Source organism: Paenibacillus sp. FSL H8-0104, from assembly GCF_038050215.1.
Classification (GTDB): Bacteria; Bacillota; Bacilli; order Paenibacillales; family Paenibacillaceae; genus Paenibacillus; species Paenibacillus amylolyticus.
Map to the genome: position 1 here is coordinate 2935251 of NZ_JBBOTC010000001.1, position 24317 is coordinate 2959567.

Consider the following 24317-nt stretch of genomic DNA (forward strand, 5'->3'; position numbering starts at 1 on the left):
TTCAAAACGCTATGGAGGCATACTCCATGGCGTTTTTTGTCGAATTACAACTGGAAATAGTTCCATGGTCCTGTTCAGAATCGGTTCAGAATGACTCGTTATACTGAGCATGTAGTTGTTCAAATTTGAAATGTACACGAGGAGGAACATGAATTGAAGGGGAAACAAAACAAAAAACGGCTTAAGCCGATATTGAAAAAAAGCATGTTGACTGCACTCGGGTTGGGCATTGCATTGCCTATAGGTGGAACGCTTTCCCAAGCTAACGCAGGAGCAATTGGTCCGGTAATAAACATTTCACGACCTGTTCTTAACGATGGTATCCATTGGTTAAATTATTCATCAGAACAAAACGATCCTTCTTTTGTGTCCGGTGTACCCATCGAGGTAACGAACAATATAGTTAGAATCAATTTAAGTACACATTTTCGATCCGATGAGTTTAATATGCTCACAGCCAGTTCAGGTGATAGCAGTATAGCTGAGGTGTATGTAGAAACAAGACAAGATGAAAATATGCCAACACCTACAAGTACATTGGTGGTTATTCCTTACAAGAGCGGCAAAATCAATATCGAATTGAAAGCTAAATATACAGTATCTGATGTACCAGAAACGGTTACGGATAACTTTGAACTTCACATTAGTAAAAAAGGGGATGTAAATGCAGACGGAAAAGTGAATTCTGCGGATGCAGCAGACCTTTTGGAATATCTTCGTAACATGCTAAGTCGCCGCGGCTTTACCTACGTAGAGATGAACCGAATGGACGTGGATCGTAATGCGGAACCCTCTTTGGGGGATATGAATGCGTTGTTAAACGGATATGCCAACAAAACACTTGGCGCGAAAAACAATGACTATGTGTTGACCTTCCAACAAGTGGACGATGCGCCTTATGTGTTGAATGGTCAATTGAAGGATTACATGGAGAACGCAATTGCCACTGATTATGATTTAATGGATGTTGATGGGGATTACATTAATACTCCTTCTTATCAGTGGTACCGCGCAACAGAAGCTTCAGGAGAAGATATGGTTCCAATAGAAGGGGAGACACGAGAACAGCATACCGTTACATCTGAGGACGAGGATCATTATCTTGTGCTCGAAGTGACTACTCATTCCACTTCGGATACGAATACGGAGCCTAGACGAGTATACATTGTTGGAAAAGAAAAAATACAACGCCCTGATTAATTCATATTTTTAATTCAGATAACGAATAACAATATTTTTTCTATCGTTACCATACATTCTACCAATTGATACACACATGGAGGCTAATACATGTTTCAACCGAAAAAGAAACGTCCAAGAATCAGAAGAACAATGTCAGGTCTCATTGCACTGACGCTACTCTCGTCACTCGTATTCCCGAGTGTAGCAGGAGCAGAGCCAGCGGAACCATCACAGGTGCAGTTTGCAAATGTTAGTGTACAGGCAGGGCAGACGGTTCATGTTCCTGTTGCATTGAAAAAATCCCATTTCGGGGTGAAAGCTTATAATATGCAGATTGATTATGATACGTCTGCACTGGAAATTGTTCGGATCACGCCTAAATCTGTCAACGTCATCAGCACATCCCCAAATGAAGATGGTGTAGCAGACTTCCAGTACCAAATTAATAATGCGGAAGGCTGGGTACGGATCATCTGGGTTGATTTTACTGGGGGTGACCATTCAATTGTAGATGAAACCCAATTATTTGATATGGAGATCAAAGCCAAAAGCAATGCGACGCCTGGAACGAAACAGCTATCCGTAGATCAAACTGATTCAGAACATTGGCATTTTACCAATGTAGAATATCAGAGTTACACTGAATTGTCCGGTGGAACAATCACAATTACAGCAGCAAACTCAGGTGGCGACAATTCTGGTTCGACACCTACACCGAATCCTGGTAACTCTTCGGGTGGAGGAGGAGGAGGAGGAAGTGTATCGCCAACTTCACCCGTGATTACCCCAGTTCCATCGACTCCGGCGGTAACCAAAGGTGTAGACATCTATGTGAACGGTCAGAAACAGGAACAATCTGCAACGGCCACCACATCAACGGTAAACAATCAGGTTACCACCACGGTTCATGTGGATAATGAAAAAGTCATCAATCAGATTGGAAGTGGACTAAAAACGCTTCTGCTGCCTATTACAGGTACTGGCAAGGGTGCGGTCGTTGGTGAACTGAACGGCAAGTTGGTCAAAACAATGGAAGGAAGTAATGCCGAAGTTGTCATTCAGACTGATAGCGGTACGTACACACTTCCAGCTAACCAGATTCAGGTGGATCAGATTCTGAACCAATTCGGAAGCACGGTTCCATTGGAAGATATCACAATCCAAATCGCTATTGTGCCTAGTGCCACATCTAAACAAACAGCAATTCAGGCTGCAGCGGATAAGCTGGAGAACACAACGGTGATCGCAGCTCCGATTGATTTTGAAGTAAAAGCGATCTGGAATGGACAGCAAGTTAATGTAGATCGTTTCAACTCTTATGTAGAGCGCTCCATTACTTTGCCAGAAGGTGTCGATGGTTCAAAGATCACGACAGGAGTTGTGCTTCAGCCGGATGGCAGCCTTCTGCATGTACCGACCAAGGTTATCAAAGGTAATGGACAAGATTCTGCTATTATTAACAGCTTGACGAACAGCACTTACGCTCTGATCTATCATCCGGCAACATTCAGCGATGTATCAAGTCACTGGAGTCGTGTTGACGTACAGGATCTGGCATCCCGTCTGATCGTACAAGGTACTGGTGAGAACGTATTTGCGCCAGACCGGAGTATTACGCGGGCAGAGTTTACGGCTGTTCTGTTAAGAGGTTTGGGTCTGCACTCCCCGCGCAGTACAGAAGCGGCATCGTTCACGGATGTGAATACTGGCAGCTGGTATGAGGATGAGGTTCAGACGGCTGTGTCCTACGGCCTGATCTCAGGTTATGCTGACGATAGCTTCCGTCCGAACAACGAAATTTCTCGTGCTGAAGCGCTGACTATTGTGTCACGTGCGATGAAACTGGTCGGTCTGGCACAGGCCGACGCGTCGGAGACAACAAGTCTGCTGAGCACATACAGCGATAGCGCTAAAGTACAGGCTTGGGCAGCAGAGCCAGTTGCATCGGCGATTAAACAAGAGCTGGTACAAGGTGCTGATGGTAAACTGATGTCAGATGCAGACATTAGTCGTGCACAGTCAGCCGCGATTGTGAAAAGGTTACTTGCAAAAGCGGGATTAATCTAAACTTTATAAGTTGAACTAAAGATTATTTACACTGATACTACGACGACAGAATAACCTTCCAATCGCTGTTATCCCCAGATTTTTTGAATCCCTTTTCCAAAGGTGAAAATCCGGGGATAAAGGCGAACGCTTCGCTTTTTCAGGTTTTTTCTGTCTTCTCCGTTATCGTGTAAATGATTAGTTTAACTTATATTATCAAATGCAATAACGAAATAAGATAACCCGAGTCCTTATATCTAAGGATTCGGTTTTTTTGTATATAGTTCTTTTGAACAACCTCTTATAGGTGCAATGATCCAGTTCATTATCAGTTCATACTGATTTGTTACGATATGAACATCAAATAGATAGATATTGTGCATGATCAGGAGAGGAAGAGATCCATATGAAAATACTAGAAGTTAAAAATGTGAAGAAATCATACACCTTATATGGAAAAGAAAGAGTACCGGTACTCCACGGTTTGAACTTGAGCTTTGAGACAGGGGAATTTGTCTCCATCCTTGGCGAATCTGGCTGCGGTAAGTCGACACTGATGAATATCATTGGTGGCATGGACTCCGACTATGAAGGGGACGTCGTTGTTCGAGGCAAGAACTTAAGTGCCATGACAGAGAAAGAAATGGATGATTATCGGAAGAATAATATCGGCTTTGTCTTTCAAAATTTCAATCTGATCCCGCATCTGTCTGTCCTCGAAAATGTGACGATTGCGATGCAAATGACGGATACCAATGAGAAGGAGCGGAACCAACGTGCCGTTGATATATTAACAGAGGTTGGGCTGAAGGATCATCTGAACAAACGTCCTAACCAGTTATCTGGTGGTCAGAAGCAACGGGTTTCCATCGCACGGGCTTTGTCCAACAATCCCGATATTATTTTGGCTGATGAACCGACGGGTGCTCTGGATAGGGAAAACGGAGATCAAATCCTCGCTCTGCTCGACAGTATAGCCAAAAAGGGAATGCTGGTGATTGCCGTAACTCACTCGCAGAAAGTCGCTGACTCCGGTACACGGATTGTGAAGGTTGAAGAGGGGCGTATTAGTGATGATATTCACCTGAAAGATCCTTCTACGGCTGCTTACGAGAGTGGTCAGGATTCTTCCCGGAGCCTGAGCTTGCTTGCTTCATTCAAGATGGCACTTAAAAATATGAAACTCAACGGCAAACGTAATGTTCTGGTCGCTTTGGGTGGATCTATAGGTATATTAAGTGTACTCCTGATGCTCTCCTTGGGGAATGGAATAACGACGTATATGAATGACGAAATCAATTCAAGTATGGACCCTTTGCTCGTGGATATAACAAAGCCGAGTGAAGAAGCCAAGGACATGCAAGGTCCCGAGGCCTTGATGGCACCAGGTGAACCGTTCACCAAAGCTGATGTAGAGACGATTCGCAATTTTCCTAATGTGGATCATGTAGAGACAATTACGACCATTACAGGCAAATCCACTATGGTGAATGAAAAACAAAGTGTAGGACTCACACAGTTAACAACGTTAACGGATGCTTTTGATCCAGCATTGATGACAACTGGTGTTCTGCCGGTAGAAAATCAGATGCTGTTACCTCTCGATACAGCGAAACAATTAAGCGGAAATGATCAAGCTGAAACCATGATCGGCAAGTCCGTGTTTTTATATATCAATGAGATGGATAGTAATAATAAACCAGTGACTTTGGAGAAAGAAGTAACCATCTCAGGGATCTATGAAGCCGCAGATCGGCAATCTCCAATGCAACAATCGCCGGGATACATTTCATCAGAAACGCTGGAGCAAATGTATGCGGACGAAGGAATAACAATTGGGCCAATTCAAGTTAACGCCTATGCAACCGATATGAAATATGTAAATGATATCAATGAAGCTGCAGTGGATGCTGGCTTCGCAGGCTCCCAAATGGCTAAGGTCATGGAGAATATCACCACATATGTAAGTATGGCTTCCATTGTACTCGCGGGTATTGCAGGCATTTCGTTGATCGTATCCGGTATTATGATACTGGTAGTACTCTATATTAGTGTCGTGGAGCGGACAAAGGAGATCGGAATTCTCCGAGCGATTGGAGCAAGAAAGAAAGATATAAAGCGAATATTCTTCTCCGAATCTGCCTTATTAGGCGTATTTAGTGGTATTATTGCGGTAATCTTTGCAGTGATCATTAGTTATGTATTAAACATTCTTTTGGACAATGCGTTTGGAGCCAAACTCATTAATCTCTCGGGATATTATATCTTGTTTGGTATCGTGGTAAGTACAGCGATTAGTATTGTTGCCGGTTTGATGCCATCATCAAAAGCGGCGAAGCTGGACCCGATGGAATCCTTACGATACGAATAAATATCAATTTTGGAAAGGATAATGGCTACATGAACACAATTCTGGTGGTGGACGATGATTCCCATATCCGCAAATTAATCCGAATCTATCTTGAAAAGAATCAATTCTCCGTGCTGGAAGCGCCAGACGGTCAAGAGGCGTTAGATATCCTCTCGCATACGAAAGTTGATCTGGCGATTGTGGATGTGATGATGCCGCGAATAGACGGTATTGAACTGACGGAAGATATCCGGTCTTATCTGGATATTCCCATCCTGATGGTGACTGCCAAGGGAGAATCCAAGGACAAAGTCAGAGGATTTAATGCCGGGTCAGACGATTACCTGGTTAAACCGTTTGATCCTGTGGAGTTAATCTTGCGTGTGAAATCGTTACTGAAAAGATATAACAAAAGTTCATCAAACATGATTCAGATCAGCGGTGTTACGATTGATTTGGGCAATCTGATGGTTGTTTCGGATGGACAAACTATCGAATTGAAAAAGAAGGAATGTGAATTGTTATTTTCTCTGGCGAGTTCGCCAGGGAAAATATTCACACGTACACAGCTTATAGATGACATATGGGGCATCGATTACGAAGGAGATGAGCGTACAGTTGACGTACATATCAAACGGTTAAGGGAACGGCTTGAACCTGTACCTGAGCTAGTGATCTCAACGATAAGAGGACTTGGATATCGTCTGGAGCGGGCATGAAAATGTTTAGGAAAAGCCTGCGACTTCGCATCGTAGCTACGTTTATCGGGATTGTTCTGGTGAGTTTGATTCTCTCCTTTATGATAAATAACGGGTCCCAGGAAAAGACACCGAATCGGTTTATGGTTACTTTTGCTCAAGATCTCGCTACACTGATTAACCTGATCGATGATCCGGAAAAAGTACAATCAAGCTTAGGTATCTTTGCTCGCTACGGCTTAAATATCACTCCCGTGAATGAACAAAGTGAAGTGTTATCTTCCTTGCCAGAGGACAAAGTTCATTCGTTATTTGAAACGGGTACAACGGATGCCATTTTTCTGTCCAGTAAAGATGGAATCGCGACCATAGGTGTTCCTGGAACAAACGAGGGGATCGGCACATTTCTAATTCAAAGCGATTTCTCCTCTCTTTTTCATACACTGCGAAACACGCTCTTAACCTCACTATTAACAGTTCTGGTGATTGGCAGCTTATTAATCCTGTTCATGTCCGGGTACATTGTGAAACCGATTAAGAGATTAACGGTTGCAGCGAAGGAGATGTCATCAGGTGACCTGTCGGTTCGCTTGAAACATAATAATCAGGATGAGTTTGGCGAACTGATGGAGAGCTTTAATCATATGGCCAGTGAGTTGCAAAAAATCGATTCGGTTCGTGATGACTTTGTCAGCAACGTCTCTCATGAAATGCAATCTCCGCTCACATCAATTAGAGGATTCACCAGAGCACTACAAGATGGTGTTATTCCATTAGAAGAGCAGAAAGAGCATTTGGATATTATCTATGAAGAAACGCTGCGCTTATCGAGGCTCAGTGATAATCTGCTTCGGCTAGCCTCGCTGGATTCAGAGCATCATCCGGTTCATTTCACCACATTCCAGGTAGATGAACAATTAAGAAGGGCGATCTTACTGGCAGAGCCGCAGTGGGCTCAGAAGGACATACAGATCGAATTGGATTTGTTGCCCTGCGAGATCACAGTGGACAAAGATTTGTTTGATCAGGTCTGGCAAAATTTAATAAACAATGCGATCAAATACACCGGTCCACAAGGTACCATTCATGTCGAAATTGAGACGTCATCTTCATTTGTGAAGGTATTGATTAGAGATTCTGGACAAGGAATACCTGAGGAAGCACTCCCGTATATCTTTGATCGATTCTACATGGTGGACAAAGCGCGAAGCAGCTCGCTTCGAGGGAATGGATTGGGTTTGTCCATTGTCATTAAAATCTTGAAATTGCATCAATGTACAATTGATGTAGAGAGCGAAATGGGAAAAGGTACACAGTTTATTGTCACGATCCCCAGATCGACCATTACACCTACATCTTAAGGAAAGCCAGAAAATAGAGAGCAGCAATCTGGTAACAATCGGTTCCTGTGTGTTCAGGATTCAGATTGTTGCCAGATTGCTTTTTTTGATATCTGTATTTGCGACAAAATTTCACATATAGTTTTGTTTAGCAGTGGATCATTTGATAAAATAGAAGAGACATTGTGTGAATCTATGAACTTAATTAATTTAATCATACAGAGAATGGAGCCATCCAATGAAATATCGCAACATGGAAGATTGTATTAACGATCTGGAGCAGCACGGTCATTTGATTCGGGTCAAAGAAGAGGTTGATCCTCATTTGGAGATGGCAGCGATCCACATGAAAGTGCACGAGGCTAAAGGCCCTGCTTTGTTATTTGAAAATGTAAAAGGCTCAAAGTTCCAGGCCGTATCCAATCTGTTCGGCACGGTGGAACGAAGCAAGTTCATGTTCCGCGGTACGCTGGAAGGCGTACAACGGGTCATGGCAGTTCGTGACGATCCCATGAAGGCGCTTAAGACGCCATTTCAGCATGTCCAAACAGGTCTTGCTGCGTGGCAGGCGCTGCCAAAACAGAAGTCTATAAGCTTGCCGGTGTCCGCGCAAGAGATTCAAATCTCGGATCTGCCACTCATCAAACACTGGCCTATGGACGGTGGGGCATTTGTGACGTTACCACAGGTTTATTCGGAAGATCCAGACAAACCAGGAATCATGAATTCGAACTTGGGGATGTACCGGGTTCAACTGGATGGCAATGATTTTGAAATGAACAAGGAAATAGGGTTACACTATCAGATTCATCGCGGAATTGGTATACATCAAGCCAAAGCTGTCAAAAAGGGAGAACCACTGAAAGTGAGTATTTTCATTGGGGGTCCACCTGCACATACACTTTCAGCGGTTATGCCTTTGCCTGAAGGACTTAGTGAGATGACATTTGCCGGTTTGCTCGCTGGACGTCGCTTCCGGTACAGTTACAAGGACGGATATTGCATCAGTAATGATGCTGATTTTGTCATCACGGGTGATATCTACCCAGGTGAGACAAAACCCGAAGGGCCGTTCGGTGATCATCTGGGTTATTACAGTCTGACACATGAATTCCCGCTAATGCGTGTGCATAAAGTCTATGCCAAACCTAATGCCATCTGGCCGTTTACAGTTGTTGGTCGTCCACCGCAAGAGGATACGGCGTTTGGTGATTTGATTCATGAGATTACTGGAGACGCGATCAAACAGGAGATTCCAGGTGTCAAAGAAGTGCATGCGGTCGATGCGGCAGGGGTCCATCCATTACTGTTTGCCATCGGCAGTGAACGTTACACGCCGTATCAGGCGGTGAAGCAGCCGACAGAGTTGCTTACGATTGCCAATCGTATTTTGGGTACGGGTCAGCTCAGTCTTGCGAAGTACCTGTTTATTACTGCTGAGGATCAGCAACCTCTGGATACCCACAAGGAAGTTGAATTCCTGACCTATATCTTGGAGCGTATGGATATGCAACGGGATATTCATTTCCATACCCATACAACGATTGATACACTGGATTATTCGGGTACAGGACTGAACAGCGGCAGCAAGGTCGTTTTTGCAGCGTATGGCGACAAGATTCGGGAGCTGTGTTCGGAAGTGCCAGAGTCTTTGAAAAACATTCGTGGTTATGAGAATCCACAGCTCATCATGCCGGGTATCGTTTCGATCCAGACATCGGCCTTTACGAGTTATGCGGATACAGCACAGGAGATGCAAGCATTCACGTCTCTATTGAAAGAACAGGGAGGTCTGGACTCGTGTCCGATGATCATTCTATGTGACGACAGTTCGTTCCTGAGTGCTAACCTCAGCAACTTCTTATGGGCAACCTTTACTCGCAGCAACCCTTCACATGACATGTACGGGGTTAATAGCGGATATGACCACAAGCATTGGGGCTGTGATCAGGTGATTATTGATGCACGTACCAAACCCCATCAGGCACCGCCACTGATTCCCGATGCTTCGGTCGAGAAGAGCATTGAACGATTTTTTGTTAAAGGTGCTAGTCTGGGTTCGATCAAAATCTAATTTGAGATGTCTTGAAGAAGTTCAAACGGAGCGTTTGAACTTCTTTGGCTTACTCTGATACGGCAATGAGGCACAAAAGTGTGTAAAAGTTTAAAACCGGGACTAATTTGGATATTGGAGTGAGGATAAAGTCTTAGGCGTTCGTATTTACCATTGTGATTAAGGTCGTTTGAACTATGTATGAAATGAAGAATTATAACGATATAAAGAAGTATAGGTATTTTTGTGGCCCCGTTCCGTTGGGTGCTGTTACTATAATGAATTGTTCAGGGGGAATACCGATTTGAGAATCCATATTATGAACCTGCAAGACGGAGACCGTCTAACTGCGGATACATTCAGCGATGCAGGATTACACGTTCTCGGGAAGGGAACTGTGATCAAAGGTGAGGATATCACCTTGCTTATGCAGCACCGTGTAGATTATGTAGATATTGAATCACGCGAAGAGGAAATCACTGAAGCAGAATTTTTTGCAGCAGCCGCAAAGCATGCTTCGGGGATAACTACGAAGGAAGAACCACCTGAAGAAGAGCTGAAGTCCCAATTTATTCAGACTGTACATAATTATCAAAATGCTTTTCTCGAAGCTCTGACCGTTGGCAAGTTCAACGCCACCATGGTGGATGATGCACTGCAACCGATGGTTGAAGGACTGGATGAGCAAAAAGATGTCGTTCATCTCCTGATGATGCTGGAGCGGGATGACGTCAATAACTATACACATTCAATCCAGGTAGGATTGTTGTCATTCTACCTCGCGAATTGGCTTGGATATTCTCAGAAGGAGAGTTATCAGATTAGTCGCGGTGGTTATCTGCATGACATTGGAAAGTGCAAAGTTTCCCACCGGATTCGGAACAAAACAGAACCGTTGACGGCTGATGAGCAGCTTGAAATGCGGCGTCACACTATATATGGCCATGAAATTATCAAAAATTCGATGACGGATGAAGCGACAGCACTGGTTGCTCTGCAACATCACGAGCGGGAAGATGGGTCGGGTTATCCGATGCAACTTGAGAAAAGTGAAATTCATCCATATACACAGATTGTATCTGTAGCGGATATCTATATAGGCATGAGATCCGGGAACCACGGAGGAAGCAATCCAAACCTGATCAACAACCTTAGAGATATCTATGGAATGGGATTTGGTAAATTGAATGAAAAACCGGTTCAGGCATTGATGCAACATTTGCTTCCTAATTTCATCGGGAAACAGGTACTGCTCAGCAATGGAGAAAAAGGTGTTATTGTCATGAACAATACGTCCGATATTTTCAAACCACTCATCAAAGTGGAGTCTGAAGAATATCGCGATCTCTCCAAAGAGCGTACGCTTGCCATTGATGAATTGCTTATTTAATCTAAATATGATCTGTATACCTTACTTATATTGAGGACGGGCCTCCTGTACGAAGACAGGGGACCCGTTTTTTGTTATATCATCCTAGATGTGTTGTTCGACCAAGGAAGCAAGCGTATACTTTGCAAAGACCTTATTTTTCCTGCCAAGGAGCGATGCTATGATTGAAGTGACAACCGAGATTACAATACATGCCTCGATTGAACGATGCTTTGACTATGCCCGGGATATTGATGTACATACTCAGACCGTCTGGCAACATACAAGAGAGCGAGCAGTTGCAGGAGTAACCACAGGAAGAATTGGAGCAGGGGATACCGTTACATTTCAGGCTACTCATTTTGGGGTCAGACAGAAGTTGAAGTCCCGAATTGTGCAGTTTGAACGACCTTTCCTCTTTGTGGATCAGATGGAGAAAGGGGCTTTCAAGAGCATGCGACATGAACATCATTTCAGCGTAATTGGGGATCAGATAACTTGCATGAGAGACACACTTCGATTCGAAGCTCCACTTGGATTGCTGGGATGGGCAACGGAGCGACTTGTGCTGAAGAGATACATGCAGGCATTTCTAGAGGATCGTAATCGTAAGCTCAAAGATATGCTTGAGCAGTAGCCAGAATTGAATGGATAGAGGAGAGAAGACATTTGATGGAAAATGAATATTTTGTAGGTTGGGGCACACTTGCCTTGATTAATGCCGGACTGGCTCAGGGAAAAAACAGAAGTGGTCGGAACTGGTTTCTGATTTCCCTGTTATTTGGTTCGTTGGCAACTCTCTTTATTGTGGTGTGGAATAAACTGGACTAATTCAACGATCGAGATTCCGATGCATATAACGATCGATCATCCAGAACACAAGGGCTGCTGCACTAACACCAGCACCTAACCAGCAAACGGCTGTCCAGCCTGCCCATGCATACACTTGGGTAGAAACGATGGAGCCGGTTGCACTGCCGATGGAATAAAAGATCATATAAGCTGCCGTCAGGCGGCTCTGCGCTTCGGGATGAACTTCGTAGATCAGGCTCTGGTTGGTAACATGTACGGCCTGCACGGCGAGATCGAGCAGGATAACACCCAGGATCAGAAACCAGAGAGAATGATGGACATAACCGATGGGCAGCCAGGACAATAGCAGAATGACAAGGGCGACACCGGTTGTTTTCTGCCCAAGGCCCCGGTCGGCAAGTTTACCTGCACGGGCAGCAGCCAATGCTCCCGCCGCTCCTGCGAGACCGAATGCACCTATGACTGTATGAGACAGGGACAGTGGAGGACTACTTAGTGGCAGAACCATGGAAGTCCACAAGATGCTGAAGGCTGTAAAAATCAGCATGGCCAGCACACCTCGTACTCTTAACACACGCAACTCACGGTACAGTTGTAAGACGGAACCGAGTAATTGGGTATAGCTTTGTTTCACTTGCGGGGACTGCTGCTTTGGGAGAACAAGATATAAGGCGACAATTCCGAGTAATGTAAGGCTGGCGGAGAAGAGATACACCGATCTCCACCCGAGCCAATCGTTCAGCGTACCTGCAACCGTTCGTGCAAGTAAAATGCCAATGACGATCCCGCTGGTTACCAACCCGACAATGCGACCGCGTTCGGAAGGGGCTGCCAAGTGTGCAGCAAAGGCAACGAGCGTTTGCGTAATGACCGCGAGTAGACCTACGACAGCCATGCCCGCGAATAAAAGTGAGCTGGATTGTGCGGTTCCTACGAGAACCAGTGCAAGCACGGATAAGAGCATTTGAATGATGATCAGCTTGCGGCGATTTAAGAGGTCACCAAGGGGAACGAGAAGGAACAGCCCCAAGGCATAACATATTTGAGTCACTGTGATGACAATCCCAATGGATGATGGAGAGAGGCTGAATTCTTGAGCGATGGAGTCCAGCAAAGGCTGAGCATAATAGATATTGGCGACCGCAAGTCCGCTGCACACGGCAAAAAGAAGAGCAACTAACCGTGACATGGCAGGACGATCCTTATTGGATAATTGTGCATCTGGAGAAGAAGTTTGCATGAGTATTTGTCACCTTTCTACTCTGTACTGATCGGTATGTTATGTTTCGGGATAACCATACTTTATTTGCGTGAATTCTGTCAACAGAGAATAAGGTGAGGGTTAAACTAAAGATTTTTACCCAGAGAATACGACGATAAATAACGATGCGATCGCTTCTATTCCAGATTTTTCGATTCATTTATAGCTAAACACGCCTTTCTGGTTATTAGGTTTTGACTTTGTAATAAGAGTGAGGTTAAAATATATAAACATACTGATCGATACATAAAGAGGTGAATTTTATGGTTAGACAACGGGAATTTGATACGGATAAAGCACTTGATGCAGCGATGCATACGTTTTGGGACAAAGGGTTCGAAGCGGCGTCTTTAAATGATTTGACGACCGCAATGGGCATACAACGTCCCAGTCTGTATGCGGCTTTTGGCGATAAAAAGGAATTATTTGAAACAGCACTTCGCAGGTATACCACTCAGCACGCGGCTCAAGTCAGAGCCAGACTTCAACAGGGCTCCTCCGTGCGGGAAGCCTTTCGTGGATTGTTTGAACATATTGGAGCAGAGGGGAGTGTGACCGAGCCTAGTCACGGCTGTTTTTGCATTAATACGATGGTTGAGCTGGCTCCACATGATCCCAAATTCGCTGTCCTTACACGGGAGCATCAGATGTACCTGGGTGTTCTTTTCAAAGAAACGATAGAACGAGGGCAACAGAGCGGGGAGTTGTCTACTGACATGAACGCGAGTGCGGTCGCACAGTCTCTGGTTGTATCCATGATTGGACTGACTGTTCTGATGAAATCAGGACCAGACCGCTTATTTGTAGAGCAGAGCATCCAAGTTACGCTGTCTTTGCTGCAGTAATAGGGATTTATTCTGTTTAAAGTGATGCGGAGTTGCTACAATATATTTAAGAATTGAGCAGATATAGGAGGAGATCAGAAATGAATACGAAGTTGCGCTGTGCCGTTTTGGATGATTATCAGAACGTTGCGCTGACGTCGGCGGATTGGGGTCCGTTGATGGATCAGGTGGAGATTCAGACATTCAACAACTATATGGGCTCGGAAGAAAAAGTCATTCAGGAATTGCAGGATTTTGATATTGTGGTTCTGATGCGGGAACGTACACCGTTTCCAGAGAAGGTCATTTCGCAGCTTCCTAAGCTAAAACTTCTGATTACAAGTGGTATGCGCAACGCGTCGATAGATCTCAAGGCTGCAGAGAAGAACGGCATCATTGTGTGTGGAACTGAGGGAAGCTCTAATCCGCCGACGGAGCTTACATGGGCACTGATTCTGGGGCTGTCCAGACAACTGGTTACAGAAAATAATGCACTTCGCTCCAATCGAAACTGGCAGAGCACTTTAGGATTGGATCTGCATGGGAGAACACTTGGATTGCTTGGTTTGGGCAAAATAGGTACTCGCATGGCTGAGATCGCACAAGCATTTGGCATGAATGTGATGGCCTGGAGCGAGAATCTGACACAAGAGAAAGCCGAAAAACATGGTGTGATCTGGTCCGAGACCAAGGAGCAACTGCTTGCACAGAGCGACATTGTATCCATTCATCTAGTATTAAGTGATCGTACGCGGAATCTGATCGGACAAGCCGAATTTCAACTAATGAAATCGAGTGCGCTACTCATCAATACGTCGCGAGCGGGCATTGTCGATCAGGAAGCTATGGTGGAGGCATTGCAGCGTAGTGTGATTGCTGGTGCAGGTCTGGATGTATATGAGCAGGAACCGCTCCCCGTTAACCATGTGATGCGAACATTACCCAACGTCCTGGCAACACCGCATCTGGGTTATGTGACTCGTGGCAATTATGAGATCTATTATAATCATACCGTAGAGAATATAGCGATGTTCCTGAAGGGAACACCGATCAGGCAAATGCATTCTTAGAATGAACGTATGCGGAGTATGACTCTGCTATAGTTATACAGAATCAACGACAAATAAGGTGCTGCCAGGAAAGAGTTAGACCTGAGCAACACCTTTTTAGTATATCTGTGTAGCAGGACAAATAAAGGGCTAGCCGTAAAATATATTCTATCCTAATGCCCATACCCCTCACCAAATTTAACTGTGTTGTCCTCGCTGGGAGGAATGAATCATGGCGACGCTTGATTCACGAACGATTAAGCGCGGTTCAAATTGGATGTGTTCGTAATCGGTCGTGCTCATCTCCCGAATTCGTTTTAACAACAGCTCAGTAGCAAGTCTGGCGACTTCTTCGCCCATAATGGACACGGAACTAATCTGAGGAGACGTGACGGTTGTCCATTGATTGTTATCCACACCCACAACAGCCACATCTTCAGGTACACGAACCCCTAACTCCTTGAACCGATTAACCAATCCGATGGCAACCATATCATTAATGGCATAGACAGCATCTGGCATATGCGTAAGTCCATAGAAATAATCTGCAGCATTGGCACCTGTATTTAATGAAAAGTCCTCACCAAAGTAGACGAGAGAAATGTCCACATGGCCTACAGCTTGCTCATACGCACGAAAGCGCTCTTCAATAATGTCCTTCGGTGCTCCCGCATAAGCGATTCGAGTCCGGCCGATCTTGAACAGATGTTCCATCACTAGTTTGCCTTCAGGTTGAGAGAGAGAGACGATATCTGCCTTCATGCCAGGTTCCAGTTTCTTGCCGTAATTAATCATGGAGATAGGGAGCGGCGCTTTATCAATCAGTCCGGGTAACGTTTTGGGGTACGCCAGAGGCATGAAGATTAGTCCGTCCACATGCAATTTTTTGACATTACGAATGGTTTCAAGCTCCGTTCTGGCATTGCCTGCCGTATTGATCTGCACGACATGGTAACCATGCTGCTTCGCCGTTTGCTCTACAGACCAGGAGATTTCCGGAATGATGGCGTTACGTATGTCGGGTACAACAAGAGCGATCTGGTGCGTTTGCCGGATTTTCAGACTCTGTGCCGAGGTGTTGGGTACAAACCCCAGTTCTTCAATGGCCTGCATCACCTTATCCCGTGTTTTACTGCTGATGCCTTCTGAATTGTTGATGGCCCGGGATACGGTAGCGATGCCCACGCCGGCACGCTCTGCAACGTCCTTGATCGTAAGTTTCTGTTCTTTCCTCAATGTACGGTTACCTCACTTTATCGGAAACGATTCCGAATTATTAGGAATATGTATGAACTTCACGATAGTTATATAACTTGATTATAACATTTGAACAATGAAGTATCCCGTGAATGGGCCAGATTTATGGCGAGGCCTGATTAAATTTCGATAGAACTACAATAATATTTGTCATAATATATGTTAATATCAAGGATTACATCGTTTGTAATACCGCTAAGATCACTTGAATTAAAGTACAAGCATTCTAAAGTGAACTCGATATGATCATGAAATAGCCATATTAATGGAGAGATATGTTTGACAGTGTATCTAAAATGTGACATATTTAATTTACGGAAACGTTTCCGATTATATCAAAAATTATGATCTGGGAGATGAAATGAATGAAAGCATTACGTTGGCATGGAGTCAAAGATTTACGTCTCGAAAATATTAATGAACCTCACCCTGAAGAAGGAAAGGTCAAAATAAAAGTGGAATGGTGCGGTATCTGCGGCAGTGATTTGCACGAGTACACAGCAGGTCCAATCTTCATTCCCGCTCAAGCACCGCATCCGCTAACAGGGGAACAAGCGCCTATAGTTATGGGGCATGAATTCTCAGGACAGGTGGTTGAAGTAGGGGAAGGTGTTACACGTTTCAAGGCAGGCGATCGTGTTGTGGTAGAACCCATCTATGCATGTGGACACTGCGAAGCTTGTAAACAGGGCAGATACAATCTGTGCGATCAGATGGGTTTCCTTGGACTCGCTGGAGGCGGCGGAGGATTCTCCGAGTATGTAACTGCTGCAGAAAACATGGTACATGCCATTCCGGATTCAATCTCGTATGAGCAAGGTGCGTTGGTTGAACCTTCAGCTGTAGCACTTCACGCTGTGCGACAAAGCAAGCTAAAAGTGGGAGATACAGCAGCCGTGTTTGGCGCAGGCCCAATCGGACTACTGGTCATCGAAGCGCTTAAAGCTTCGGGAGCGTCGGATATTTATGTGGTGGAGTTATCGGATGAACGGAAAGCAAAAGCCGAAGAGCTCGGTGCCATTGTGATTGATCCAATGCAGTTTAATGTCGTGGAAGAGATCCATCAACGTACACAAGGTGGCGTTAACGTAGCCTATGAAGTAACCGGTGTTCCACGTGTTCTGCAACAAGCCATCGATTCAACACGTATTGGTGGAGAGTTGATGATCGTCAGTATTTTTGAACAGGAAGCGCCGATTCACCCGAACTCAATTGTCATGAAAGAACGTACAGTTAATGGCATTATTGGTTATCGCGATGTGTTCCCGGCGGTTATCAGTCTGATGGATAAAGGTTTCTTCCCGGCTGATAAGCTGGTGACCAAACGAATTTCGTTGGATGAAGTGGTAGAGCATGGATTTGAAGCACTGTTGAAAGAGAAAAATCAGGTTAAGATTTTGGTAAAAGCTGAATAGAAATCACAGACATTAAGAACAAGTAGACAGCACATCAACAGATGTGATTGTCTACTTTTTTTGTATAAATAGGGCGAAATTTGTTGCATGTGCGGGTGGTTTTACATAGTATAAAAAGATACAAATTGTATCATCTTGGTGTGAAGGTAATGATGATGAAAAAATGAAGGAGGAAGCGGACATGCAGAGACATACAAAATGGACAGCCGTAATTTTGACCATTGTCGCAGGAATGAGCTGGATGCTTATGGGGAACTCCAAGCCGAAAAACACCACGTCAACAAGTCAACCCCCTGCGACGGAACGTGGGCTTGCCAAGGTGTCTAATGCACCGATCAGTTCAGCGGATGTAACATCGAAGATCGAACTGCTAGGCAGACCTTTTACCAAAACACCATATGCTAATAACGTCTGGGACATGCAACTGTACAACGGCAAAATATATTTGGGCCACGGAAATAGCAGCAATCTGGGCGTAGCTCCTAATTCAGGCCCTATCCCAGTCATTTATTATGATACAGCGAATGCAAAATTCAAGACCCAGTCGGTGACGAACAGCAACCCGGGCATCTTGCCATCAACGAAGATGTATGTGGATGAGGAACAGATTGATATCTACAGAGTACTAAACGATAAGTTATATATTCCTGGCAATGATTCTGATAGTGAACAGTGGGAACTGGGCAACTTCTATCGTCTGGATGGAGAGGTGTGGACCAAATATCGCAATCTGCCGCTGGGTGTACACGTATACGATTTGGCATCTTATCAAGGCAAGATGTTTGCCGCGCTGGGTACAGAGTCCAAACCAACCATTCTAATCTCTCATAATGAAGGTGAAACTTGGCAAAAATATGCGACCATTAATACGTTTGGTTTCCGGGCTTATACCATGTTCCATCTTAATGGCAAGTTATATGCATCTGGCATGATGTATCCTGCCAATAAAATATGGAATGACAAAACTAATATTTTGGAGATTAATGAAAATCTTGAGAAACGGGATGTTGTCATCTATGGTAACAAAATGCTACCTGGACTAACCTATCAAACGGGCACAATTCCTTATAATAAAATAGGCAAAAATGTTAACTTCAATAACAAGTTGCTCTATATAGCGGGAGGCGTGTTTAATGATGGGCAGCTGCTGCCCAAATCTTTGAATGTCATGACCGACATCAATCAGGCAAGGCGAGTTAATCTCCCGGATGCCAAGGCGCTCCCAACCGATGTGCTGTTGCGTGATGGCAAGGTGTATGTGCTTACGTACACTCGCCAAAGTGCCAATCTGTATATAAATCGGGTCTACCAATCAACGGATCTGACCACATGGAATGAGATTTTACGTTTTAACCAGGACACCTATGCCAAGTCTTTCGAAGAGAACGAGGGTGACTTCTACTTTGGTCTGGGTACCGATCCGGATGTGTTATCAACTTCATCAGGGAAATTGCTTCGAGTGAACCGCAGTGATATCCCCGTGAATGCTAATTAAATTGGAAGGAAGATTATGGATTATATACTATGCTACATCCACATTATTGGTGACCGGGAAAATACTTTAAGATGTAGTAGAGTGCATGTCAGACTGCTTCGGTAGTGTGATCCAACAGAGGCTGCCGTAAGGTAGCTTTCTTTTTTTTTCTATAAGAGTAGTTTGAACGCCCAACTTCGAAAATTTGAAAATAAAATTAAGAAACTATAAAATGGATAGAGAAATAATCCTAAACCAGTCAACTGGATTACACGTGTTACAATATACAAAAGCATGTCGCATTTCATGTGGATGCGGAGTTCCACACTTCCAATTGCAAAGGAGCAATGTACTATGAACGTACCTTCAGCATTATTCAAACCTTTCACCTCGGACAAGCTAACATTGTCTAATCGAATCGTTATGGCACCCATGACTCGCGGATTCTCACCAGAGGGCGTACCTGGACCAGAAGTTGCTGAATACTATCGTCGCAGAGCAGCAGGTGGAGTGGGGCTCATCATAACGGAAGGTACAGGCATTAATCATCCATCTTCGGTTAGTGGAGCGAGTATTCCATTATTCCATGGTGAAGATTCGTTGCAAGGATGGGCTAATGTAGTGAAAGCAGTACATGAAGCGGGTGGCAAAATTATGCCACAATTGTGGCATGTGGGTACAGCACGTCGTTCCGGTGACTTGCCTAACGCAGAAGCTGACCCTGTAAGTCCGTCAGGGGTAAGCATGGCAGGTGAACCATCACGTGAACCATTAACGGATGAGGAGATTCAATGTCTTGTACAGGCATTTGCCCAAGCGGCAGCGGATGCACAGCGAATCGGGTTTGACGGCATTGAACTGCACGGAGCCCATGGATACCTGATTGACCAATTCTTCTGGGAGCAGACGAATCGACGGACCGACAATTATGGTGGTGATTTGGTACGGCGAACCCAATTTGCGGTTGAAGTGATTAAAGCTTGTCGTGCGGCGGTTGGTCCTGATTTCCCAATTGTGCTCCGGTTCTCCCAATGGAAGATGGGGAATTATGAGGCACGTCTGGTGGAGACGCCAGAACAATTGGAGCAATTCTTGGCCCCACTTAGTACTGCTGGCGTGGATATATTCCATTGCTCTACACGCCGGTTCTGGTTACCGGAATTCGAAGGATCTGAGCTGAATCTTGCGGGTTGGACGCAAAAAATAACGGGTAAACCAGCTATTTCAGTTGGATCGGTAGGTCTTGAAGCTGAATTCGTAGACAGAGCAACCGAGAACCAGGGAACAGGGGATGCCCATTTGGATCAATTAAATGAGAAGTTGGAGAACAATGAATTTGACTTGATCGCCTTGGGTCGTGTTCTGCTTAGTGATCCCGAATGGCCTGCCAAAATTCGTGAAGGTCGCATATCCGAAATCATTCCATTTACAACGGAAGTGTTGCAAACACTCCATTAATAGAAGCCTAATAACGTTTGGTGAAAGATGAACTAACGCTGAACGGCAACGATTTACAACAAAAAGTAAAACAAAAACGAACAAATAGGCCGCCTTTGGGCGGCTTTTTGATCTTACTATACCAATAATTTCAACATATGAAAAATTCACAATAGAAAATCGTTTTCTGCACCGTTACTCCTTTTTATTCTCCACATACATCGCACACGCGCCTAGTCACAACACCATTAAGTTCCACATCTCAGGTTCCAGTGCAACCACTTTTTTTACCGCTTAAGTGTCTAAACAACGATTCAATCTTCAGTACGACTTATTTTGAAAATCCACCACCTTATGATAAGGTTAGGCCTGAACCCAAGGGTTGCCAAGATGACATTACATAAGGAGGATGAATATCCTTGCACAACTATAGGTACAACTCGAACAATAAATGGAGAAAACCACTGCAGATGCTGTGTCTTCTGCTGGGGATCGTACTGCTTTTATCGGCATGTGGCCAAGCACAGAAACCTTCCTCCGCAACGGACTCGAACACCGGATCGAATGCTGGCTCCAACTCAGGGCAATCTTCTTCATCGCCGGAGCAGAATACCGCTCCACCGCAGGAAGAAGTACCAGAGGAACCGCAAGAAGAAGTCGATCCGGTGCAGGAGCAGCTTAGTTCATTAACGTTAGAAGAGAAGATTGGACAGATGATACTGGCCGGTGTTCAAGGGACAACGTTGGATGATCAAGCCAAACAGATGATCACCGATCAAAAGGTAGGGGGCATTATTTTCTATGCCAACAATGTATCAACACTCGAGGGAACAGCCAAGTTTGTGAAGTCCATCAAGGAAGCGAATCAGTCCAACCCGGTACCGATCTTCATGAGTGTGGATCAGGAGGGCGGCAAAGTCAGTCGTATGCCAGAGACGGTGGAATCCATTCCTTCCAGTAGAAAAGTAGGCGAGACGAAAGACAGCGCGCTTGCTGAAACGATGGGCGAATTGTTGGCGAGACAGGTTCAGCTTGCGGGTTTTAATGTGGACTTTGCTCCTGTGTTGGATGTGAATAGTAACCCGAAGAACCCGGTGATTGGAGATCGTTCATTCGGCAGCTCGGCAGAACTGGTGTCACGTATGGGGATTGCAGAGATGAAGGGACTACGTAATGAAGGCATTATTCCGGTAGTGAAACATTTTCCGGGTCATGGTGATACGTCCGTGGACTCCCATCTTGATCTTCCTGTCGTGAATAAAACGGAAAAACAACTGGCCGAGCTTGAATGGATTCCATTCCAGGCCGCAGTGAAGGAGCAGGTAGAGGCGGTCATGGTTGCACACATTTTGTTCCCGAAGCTGGACCCGGACCATCCGGCTTCCTTATCGGATGTCATTATTGGTGAACATCTGCGCGGGAAGTTCAAGTATGATGGTGTGGTCATCACAGATGACCTGAGTATGGGTGCAATCGCGAAGAACTACAAGTTGGACCAGGCAGCCCTAGCAACGGTTAAAGCAGGAAGTGACATTCTGTTGGTAGCTCACAGTTATGAGAGTGCCAAGACGATTTTTGATACGCTAATAAGTGCAGTAAAGTCAGGCAAAATCACCGAGTCCCGAATTGATGAAAGTGTATATCGTATCCTGGCATTGAAGCAACAATACAAGTTATCCGATGATCAGAAAGCTTCCGGAGACCTGAAGCAATTGAATGCAGATATTGTGGATTGGCGTAAGCAAATCGATGCTAGATAATAAATCCTGTGTTATGATTTTGCCAGAGGTGAGATCCAATAATGTATACCATTATGATAATAGAGGACGATCCCAAGATTGCGGGATTATTGAAATCACATATTGAACGCTACGGGGACCGGGCCGTACTGGTCGAGGATTTTGAGATGATTGTACAACAGTTTGAGCAGGTACAGCCACATGTGGTCCTTCTGGATATCAACTTGCCCAGTTACGATGGTTTCTATTGGTGCCGCCAGATTCGTACGCTGTCCACATGCCCCATTTTGTTTATCTCCGCACGGAGTGGGAAGATGGATCAGGTCATGGCACTGGAGAACGGGGCGGATGATTATATTACGAAGCCATTTGAGCATGAGATTGTTATAGCAAAAATTCGAAGTCAGCTGCGCCGGGTATATGGGGACTATGCTGCACGTGACGAAGAACGCAAGGTGGAACTGGACGGTTTGGTCGTGTACTTGGAAAGACTGGAGATTCAGCTTGGTGATCGCAAAGTGCAGCTGACGAAGAAGGAAACGATTCTGCTGGAAACGTTACTGCGGCGCAGTCCAAAGCTTGTGAGCAGAGAGACAATCTTGGAGAAGCTGTGGGATGACTCTTTTGTGGATGACAATACACTCAGCGTAAACGTTACTCGGGTGCGTAAACGATTAGCCGAACTTGGTATTACGGACGCACTGGAAACGGTCAGAGGTTCGGGTTACCGATTGAACAATACCTGGAAGGCCTCTTCACCATCATGAGATTGTTTATACGAGAACATCTCGCTTTAACGTGCTGGGTTGTTGCCATCTTGTTCACTGTTGTTGCAGTGTTCTGGTATGACGGTTACAACGATTGGGTCACGGCTACTTATGCCGTAGCGTTGGGATTATTTTTATACATCGGATATTTGGTGTATCGTTATTATTCACATCGCTCCTTTTATACCCGGATGTCACGGTCGATGGATTCGCTGAAGGAATTTGTACCATTGAACGAAACAAGTCCTTTATCACTGGCGCTGGAGAAGTTGTTGGATTCACAATACGGCCAGTATCATGCTCATCTTCATCGGCTGGAACAACGGCAGCAAGAATATCTGACATTCATGAACCAGTGGGTCCATCAGATGAAGACACCGTTATCCGTTATTGAGTTGACCGTGGAAGGTCAGGAAGATGATGATCCTCGGCTCGTAAGCATTCGGGAGGAAGCGGACCAGATGAGGCGAGGTTTGGAGACTGTGCTGTATGTGGCCAGGTTGGATACCTTCGAACAGGATTTCAGTGTGGAACCTGTGATACTGAGGACCGCTGGGGAAGAGGCGATCCATGAGCTGAAACGGTTCTTCATCCGCAATCACGTCTATCCAGAGATACATATAGATCCTGCGCTGGTTGTGCAATCCGATGCCAAGTGGATTCGGTTTGTCCTGGTACAGTTACTATCGAACGCAATCAAATACTCCGCGGGCAGCGGGCAAAAGATCTATGTGCGTGCGTATGAAGCCGAACGCTCCATCATACTGGAAGTGCAGGATCAGGGCATCGGAATTCCGAAGTCTGATCTAAATCGGGTATTCCAGCCTTTCTTCACCGGGGAGAACGGGCGACATTTCAAAGAGTCCACTGGCATGGGGCTGTATATTGCCAAAGAAGTGTTAACACGGATGAATCATCGGATTGATCTTGAATCCGTGTACGGCGAAGGAACGACTGTCCGAATCACATTCAACTCCTGAAGTGACAGATTGAGGTAAGATTGGGCCGTGAGGTGTGTATTTTTGTTGAAGAAGTGTGAGTGGAGTATATATTACAGTGTAAGTGTAAGTATAGACGTCTATTGCCTGATCGGGGCGAAGGCGTCTTTTTGATTTTCATGATGCAACCTTACAACATTGTCATGTTGATGAAAGGTTAAACCATAGGAGAATGGCCGAAACTTCGATAGACTATAGTCATAAGAGTACAGGAAAGGCCACGCACAATACGCATGCACACAGCA

At 45.0% G+C, this 24317-nt stretch carries 19 protein-coding genes; 17 read left to right on the forward strand and 2 right to left on the reverse strand.

Annotation, left to right across the window (positions count from 1 at the left end):
• Positions 1-153 precede the first annotated feature (153 nt).
• The 9 genes from NST38_RS13340 to NST38_RS13380 all read left to right on the forward strand — a co-directional run bounded on the left by NST38_RS13340 (position 154) and on the right by NST38_RS13380 (position 11869).
• A complete protein-coding gene (locus NST38_RS13340) occupies positions 154-1200 on the forward strand; it encodes a hypothetical protein (RefSeq protein WP_076318085.1) in 1047 nt (348 codons plus the stop codon).
• 90 nt (positions 1201-1290) lie between these two features.
• Positions 1291-3249, forward strand: coding sequence for an S-layer homology domain-containing protein (locus tag NST38_RS13345; RefSeq protein ID WP_341343982.1), 1959 nt, complete (start codon positions 1291-1293; stop codon positions 3247-3249).
• Between the two features lie 385 nt (positions 3250-3634).
• A complete protein-coding gene (locus NST38_RS13350) occupies positions 3635-5599 on the forward strand; it encodes an ABC transporter ATP-binding protein/permease (RefSeq protein WP_341343983.1) in 1965 nt (654 codons plus the stop codon).
• A 29-nt stretch (positions 5600-5628) separates the two neighbouring features.
• On the forward strand, positions 5629-6297 hold the full coding sequence (locus tag NST38_RS13355; protein ID WP_341343984.1) for a response regulator transcription factor: 669 nt from the start codon (positions 5629-5631) through the stop codon (positions 6295-6297).
• 2 nt (positions 6298-6299) lie between these two features.
• Positions 6300-7637: a sensor histidine kinase gene (locus NST38_RS13360; RefSeq protein WP_076318081.1), complete on the forward strand. Its 1338-nt coding sequence runs from the start codon at positions 6300-6302 to the stop codon at positions 7635-7637.
• A gap of 217 nt (positions 7638-7854) precedes the next feature.
• Positions 7855-9690, forward strand: a complete 1836-nt coding sequence (locus NST38_RS13365) for a UbiD family decarboxylase (RefSeq protein WP_341343985.1) — start codon at positions 7855-7857, stop codon at positions 9688-9690.
• Between the two features lie 283 nt (positions 9691-9973).
• Complete coding sequence (locus NST38_RS13370; protein WP_036608620.1) at positions 9974-11059, forward strand: HD-GYP domain-containing protein; 1086 nt, start codon at positions 9974-9976, stop codon at positions 11057-11059.
• 160 nt (positions 11060-11219) lie between these two features.
• Entirely contained in the window at positions 11220-11675 is a 456-nt protein-coding gene (locus NST38_RS13375; protein WP_341343986.1) for an SRPBCC family protein, read from the forward strand.
• A 32-nt stretch (positions 11676-11707) separates the two neighbouring features.
• Positions 11708-11869: a hypothetical protein gene (locus NST38_RS13380; RefSeq protein ID WP_160319701.1), complete on the forward strand. Its 162-nt coding sequence runs from the start codon at positions 11708-11710 to the stop codon at positions 11867-11869.
• A gap of 1 nt (position 11870) precedes the next feature.
• Here NST38_RS13380 and NST38_RS13385 read toward each other — a convergent pair whose 3' ends face one another.
• A complete protein-coding gene (locus tag NST38_RS13385; RefSeq protein ID WP_341343987.1) occupies positions 11871-13091 on the reverse strand; it encodes an MFS transporter in 1221 nt (406 codons plus the stop codon).
• A gap of 284 nt (positions 13092-13375) precedes the next feature.
• Between NST38_RS13385 and NST38_RS13390 the strand changes: the two genes are divergently transcribed.
• Positions 13376-13957 carry a TetR/AcrR family transcriptional regulator gene (locus tag NST38_RS13390; RefSeq protein ID WP_017688803.1) on the forward strand — a complete coding sequence of 194 codons (582 nt, stop codon included), beginning with the start codon at positions 13376-13378 and terminating at the stop codon, positions 13955-13957.
• Positions 13958-14037: 80 nt separating this feature from the next.
• The gene (locus NST38_RS13395) at positions 14038-15006 is read left to right on the forward strand and encodes a D-2-hydroxyacid dehydrogenase family protein (protein ID WP_076249530.1); all 969 of its coding nucleotides are present in this window, start codon (positions 14038-14040) and stop codon (positions 15004-15006) included.
• Positions 15007-15183: 177 nt separating this feature from the next.
• On the opposite strand, the gene NST38_RS13400 is transcribed toward NST38_RS13395, so the two are convergent.
• Positions 15184-16221 (reverse strand): LacI family DNA-binding transcriptional regulator, encoded by a 1038-nt coding sequence (locus NST38_RS13400; RefSeq protein WP_076249529.1) that lies wholly within the window; start codon positions 16219-16221, stop codon positions 15184-15186.
• A gap of 386 nt (positions 16222-16607) precedes the next feature.
• Between NST38_RS13400 and NST38_RS13405 the strand changes: the two genes are divergently transcribed.
• The 6 genes from NST38_RS13405 (at position 16608) to NST38_RS13430 (ending at position 24054) form a co-directional block, all read left to right on the forward strand.
• The gene (locus NST38_RS13405; RefSeq protein ID WP_076249528.1) at positions 16608-17657 is read left to right on the forward strand and encodes a 2,3-butanediol dehydrogenase; all 1050 of its coding nucleotides are present in this window, start codon (positions 16608-16610) and stop codon (positions 17655-17657) included.
• 181 nt (positions 17658-17838) lie between these two features.
• The gene (locus NST38_RS13410) at positions 17839-19152 is read left to right on the forward strand and encodes a hypothetical protein (protein ID WP_076249527.1); all 1314 of its coding nucleotides are present in this window, start codon (positions 17839-17841) and stop codon (positions 19150-19152) included.
• A gap of 333 nt (positions 19153-19485) precedes the next feature.
• On the forward strand, positions 19486-20589 hold the full coding sequence (locus NST38_RS13415) for an NADH:flavin oxidoreductase (protein WP_083684215.1): 1104 nt from the start codon (positions 19486-19488) through the stop codon (positions 20587-20589).
• A gap of 398 nt (positions 20590-20987) precedes the next feature.
• Complete coding sequence (nagZ, locus tag NST38_RS13420; protein ID WP_256719957.1) at positions 20988-22328, forward strand: beta-N-acetylhexosaminidase; 1341 nt, start codon at positions 20988-20990, stop codon at positions 22326-22328.
• Between the two features lie 41 nt (positions 22329-22369).
• Positions 22370-23074, forward strand: a complete 705-nt coding sequence (locus NST38_RS13425; protein WP_047842720.1) for a response regulator transcription factor — start codon at positions 22370-22372, stop codon at positions 23072-23074.
• Positions 23071-24054 carry a sensor histidine kinase gene (locus NST38_RS13430; RefSeq protein ID WP_083669688.1) on the forward strand — a complete coding sequence of 328 codons (984 nt, stop codon included), beginning with the start codon at positions 23071-23073 and terminating at the stop codon, positions 24052-24054. Before NST38_RS13425 ends, NST38_RS13430 begins: the two co-directional genes overlap by 4 nt.
• The last annotated feature ends 263 nt before the right edge of the window (positions 24055-24317 follow it).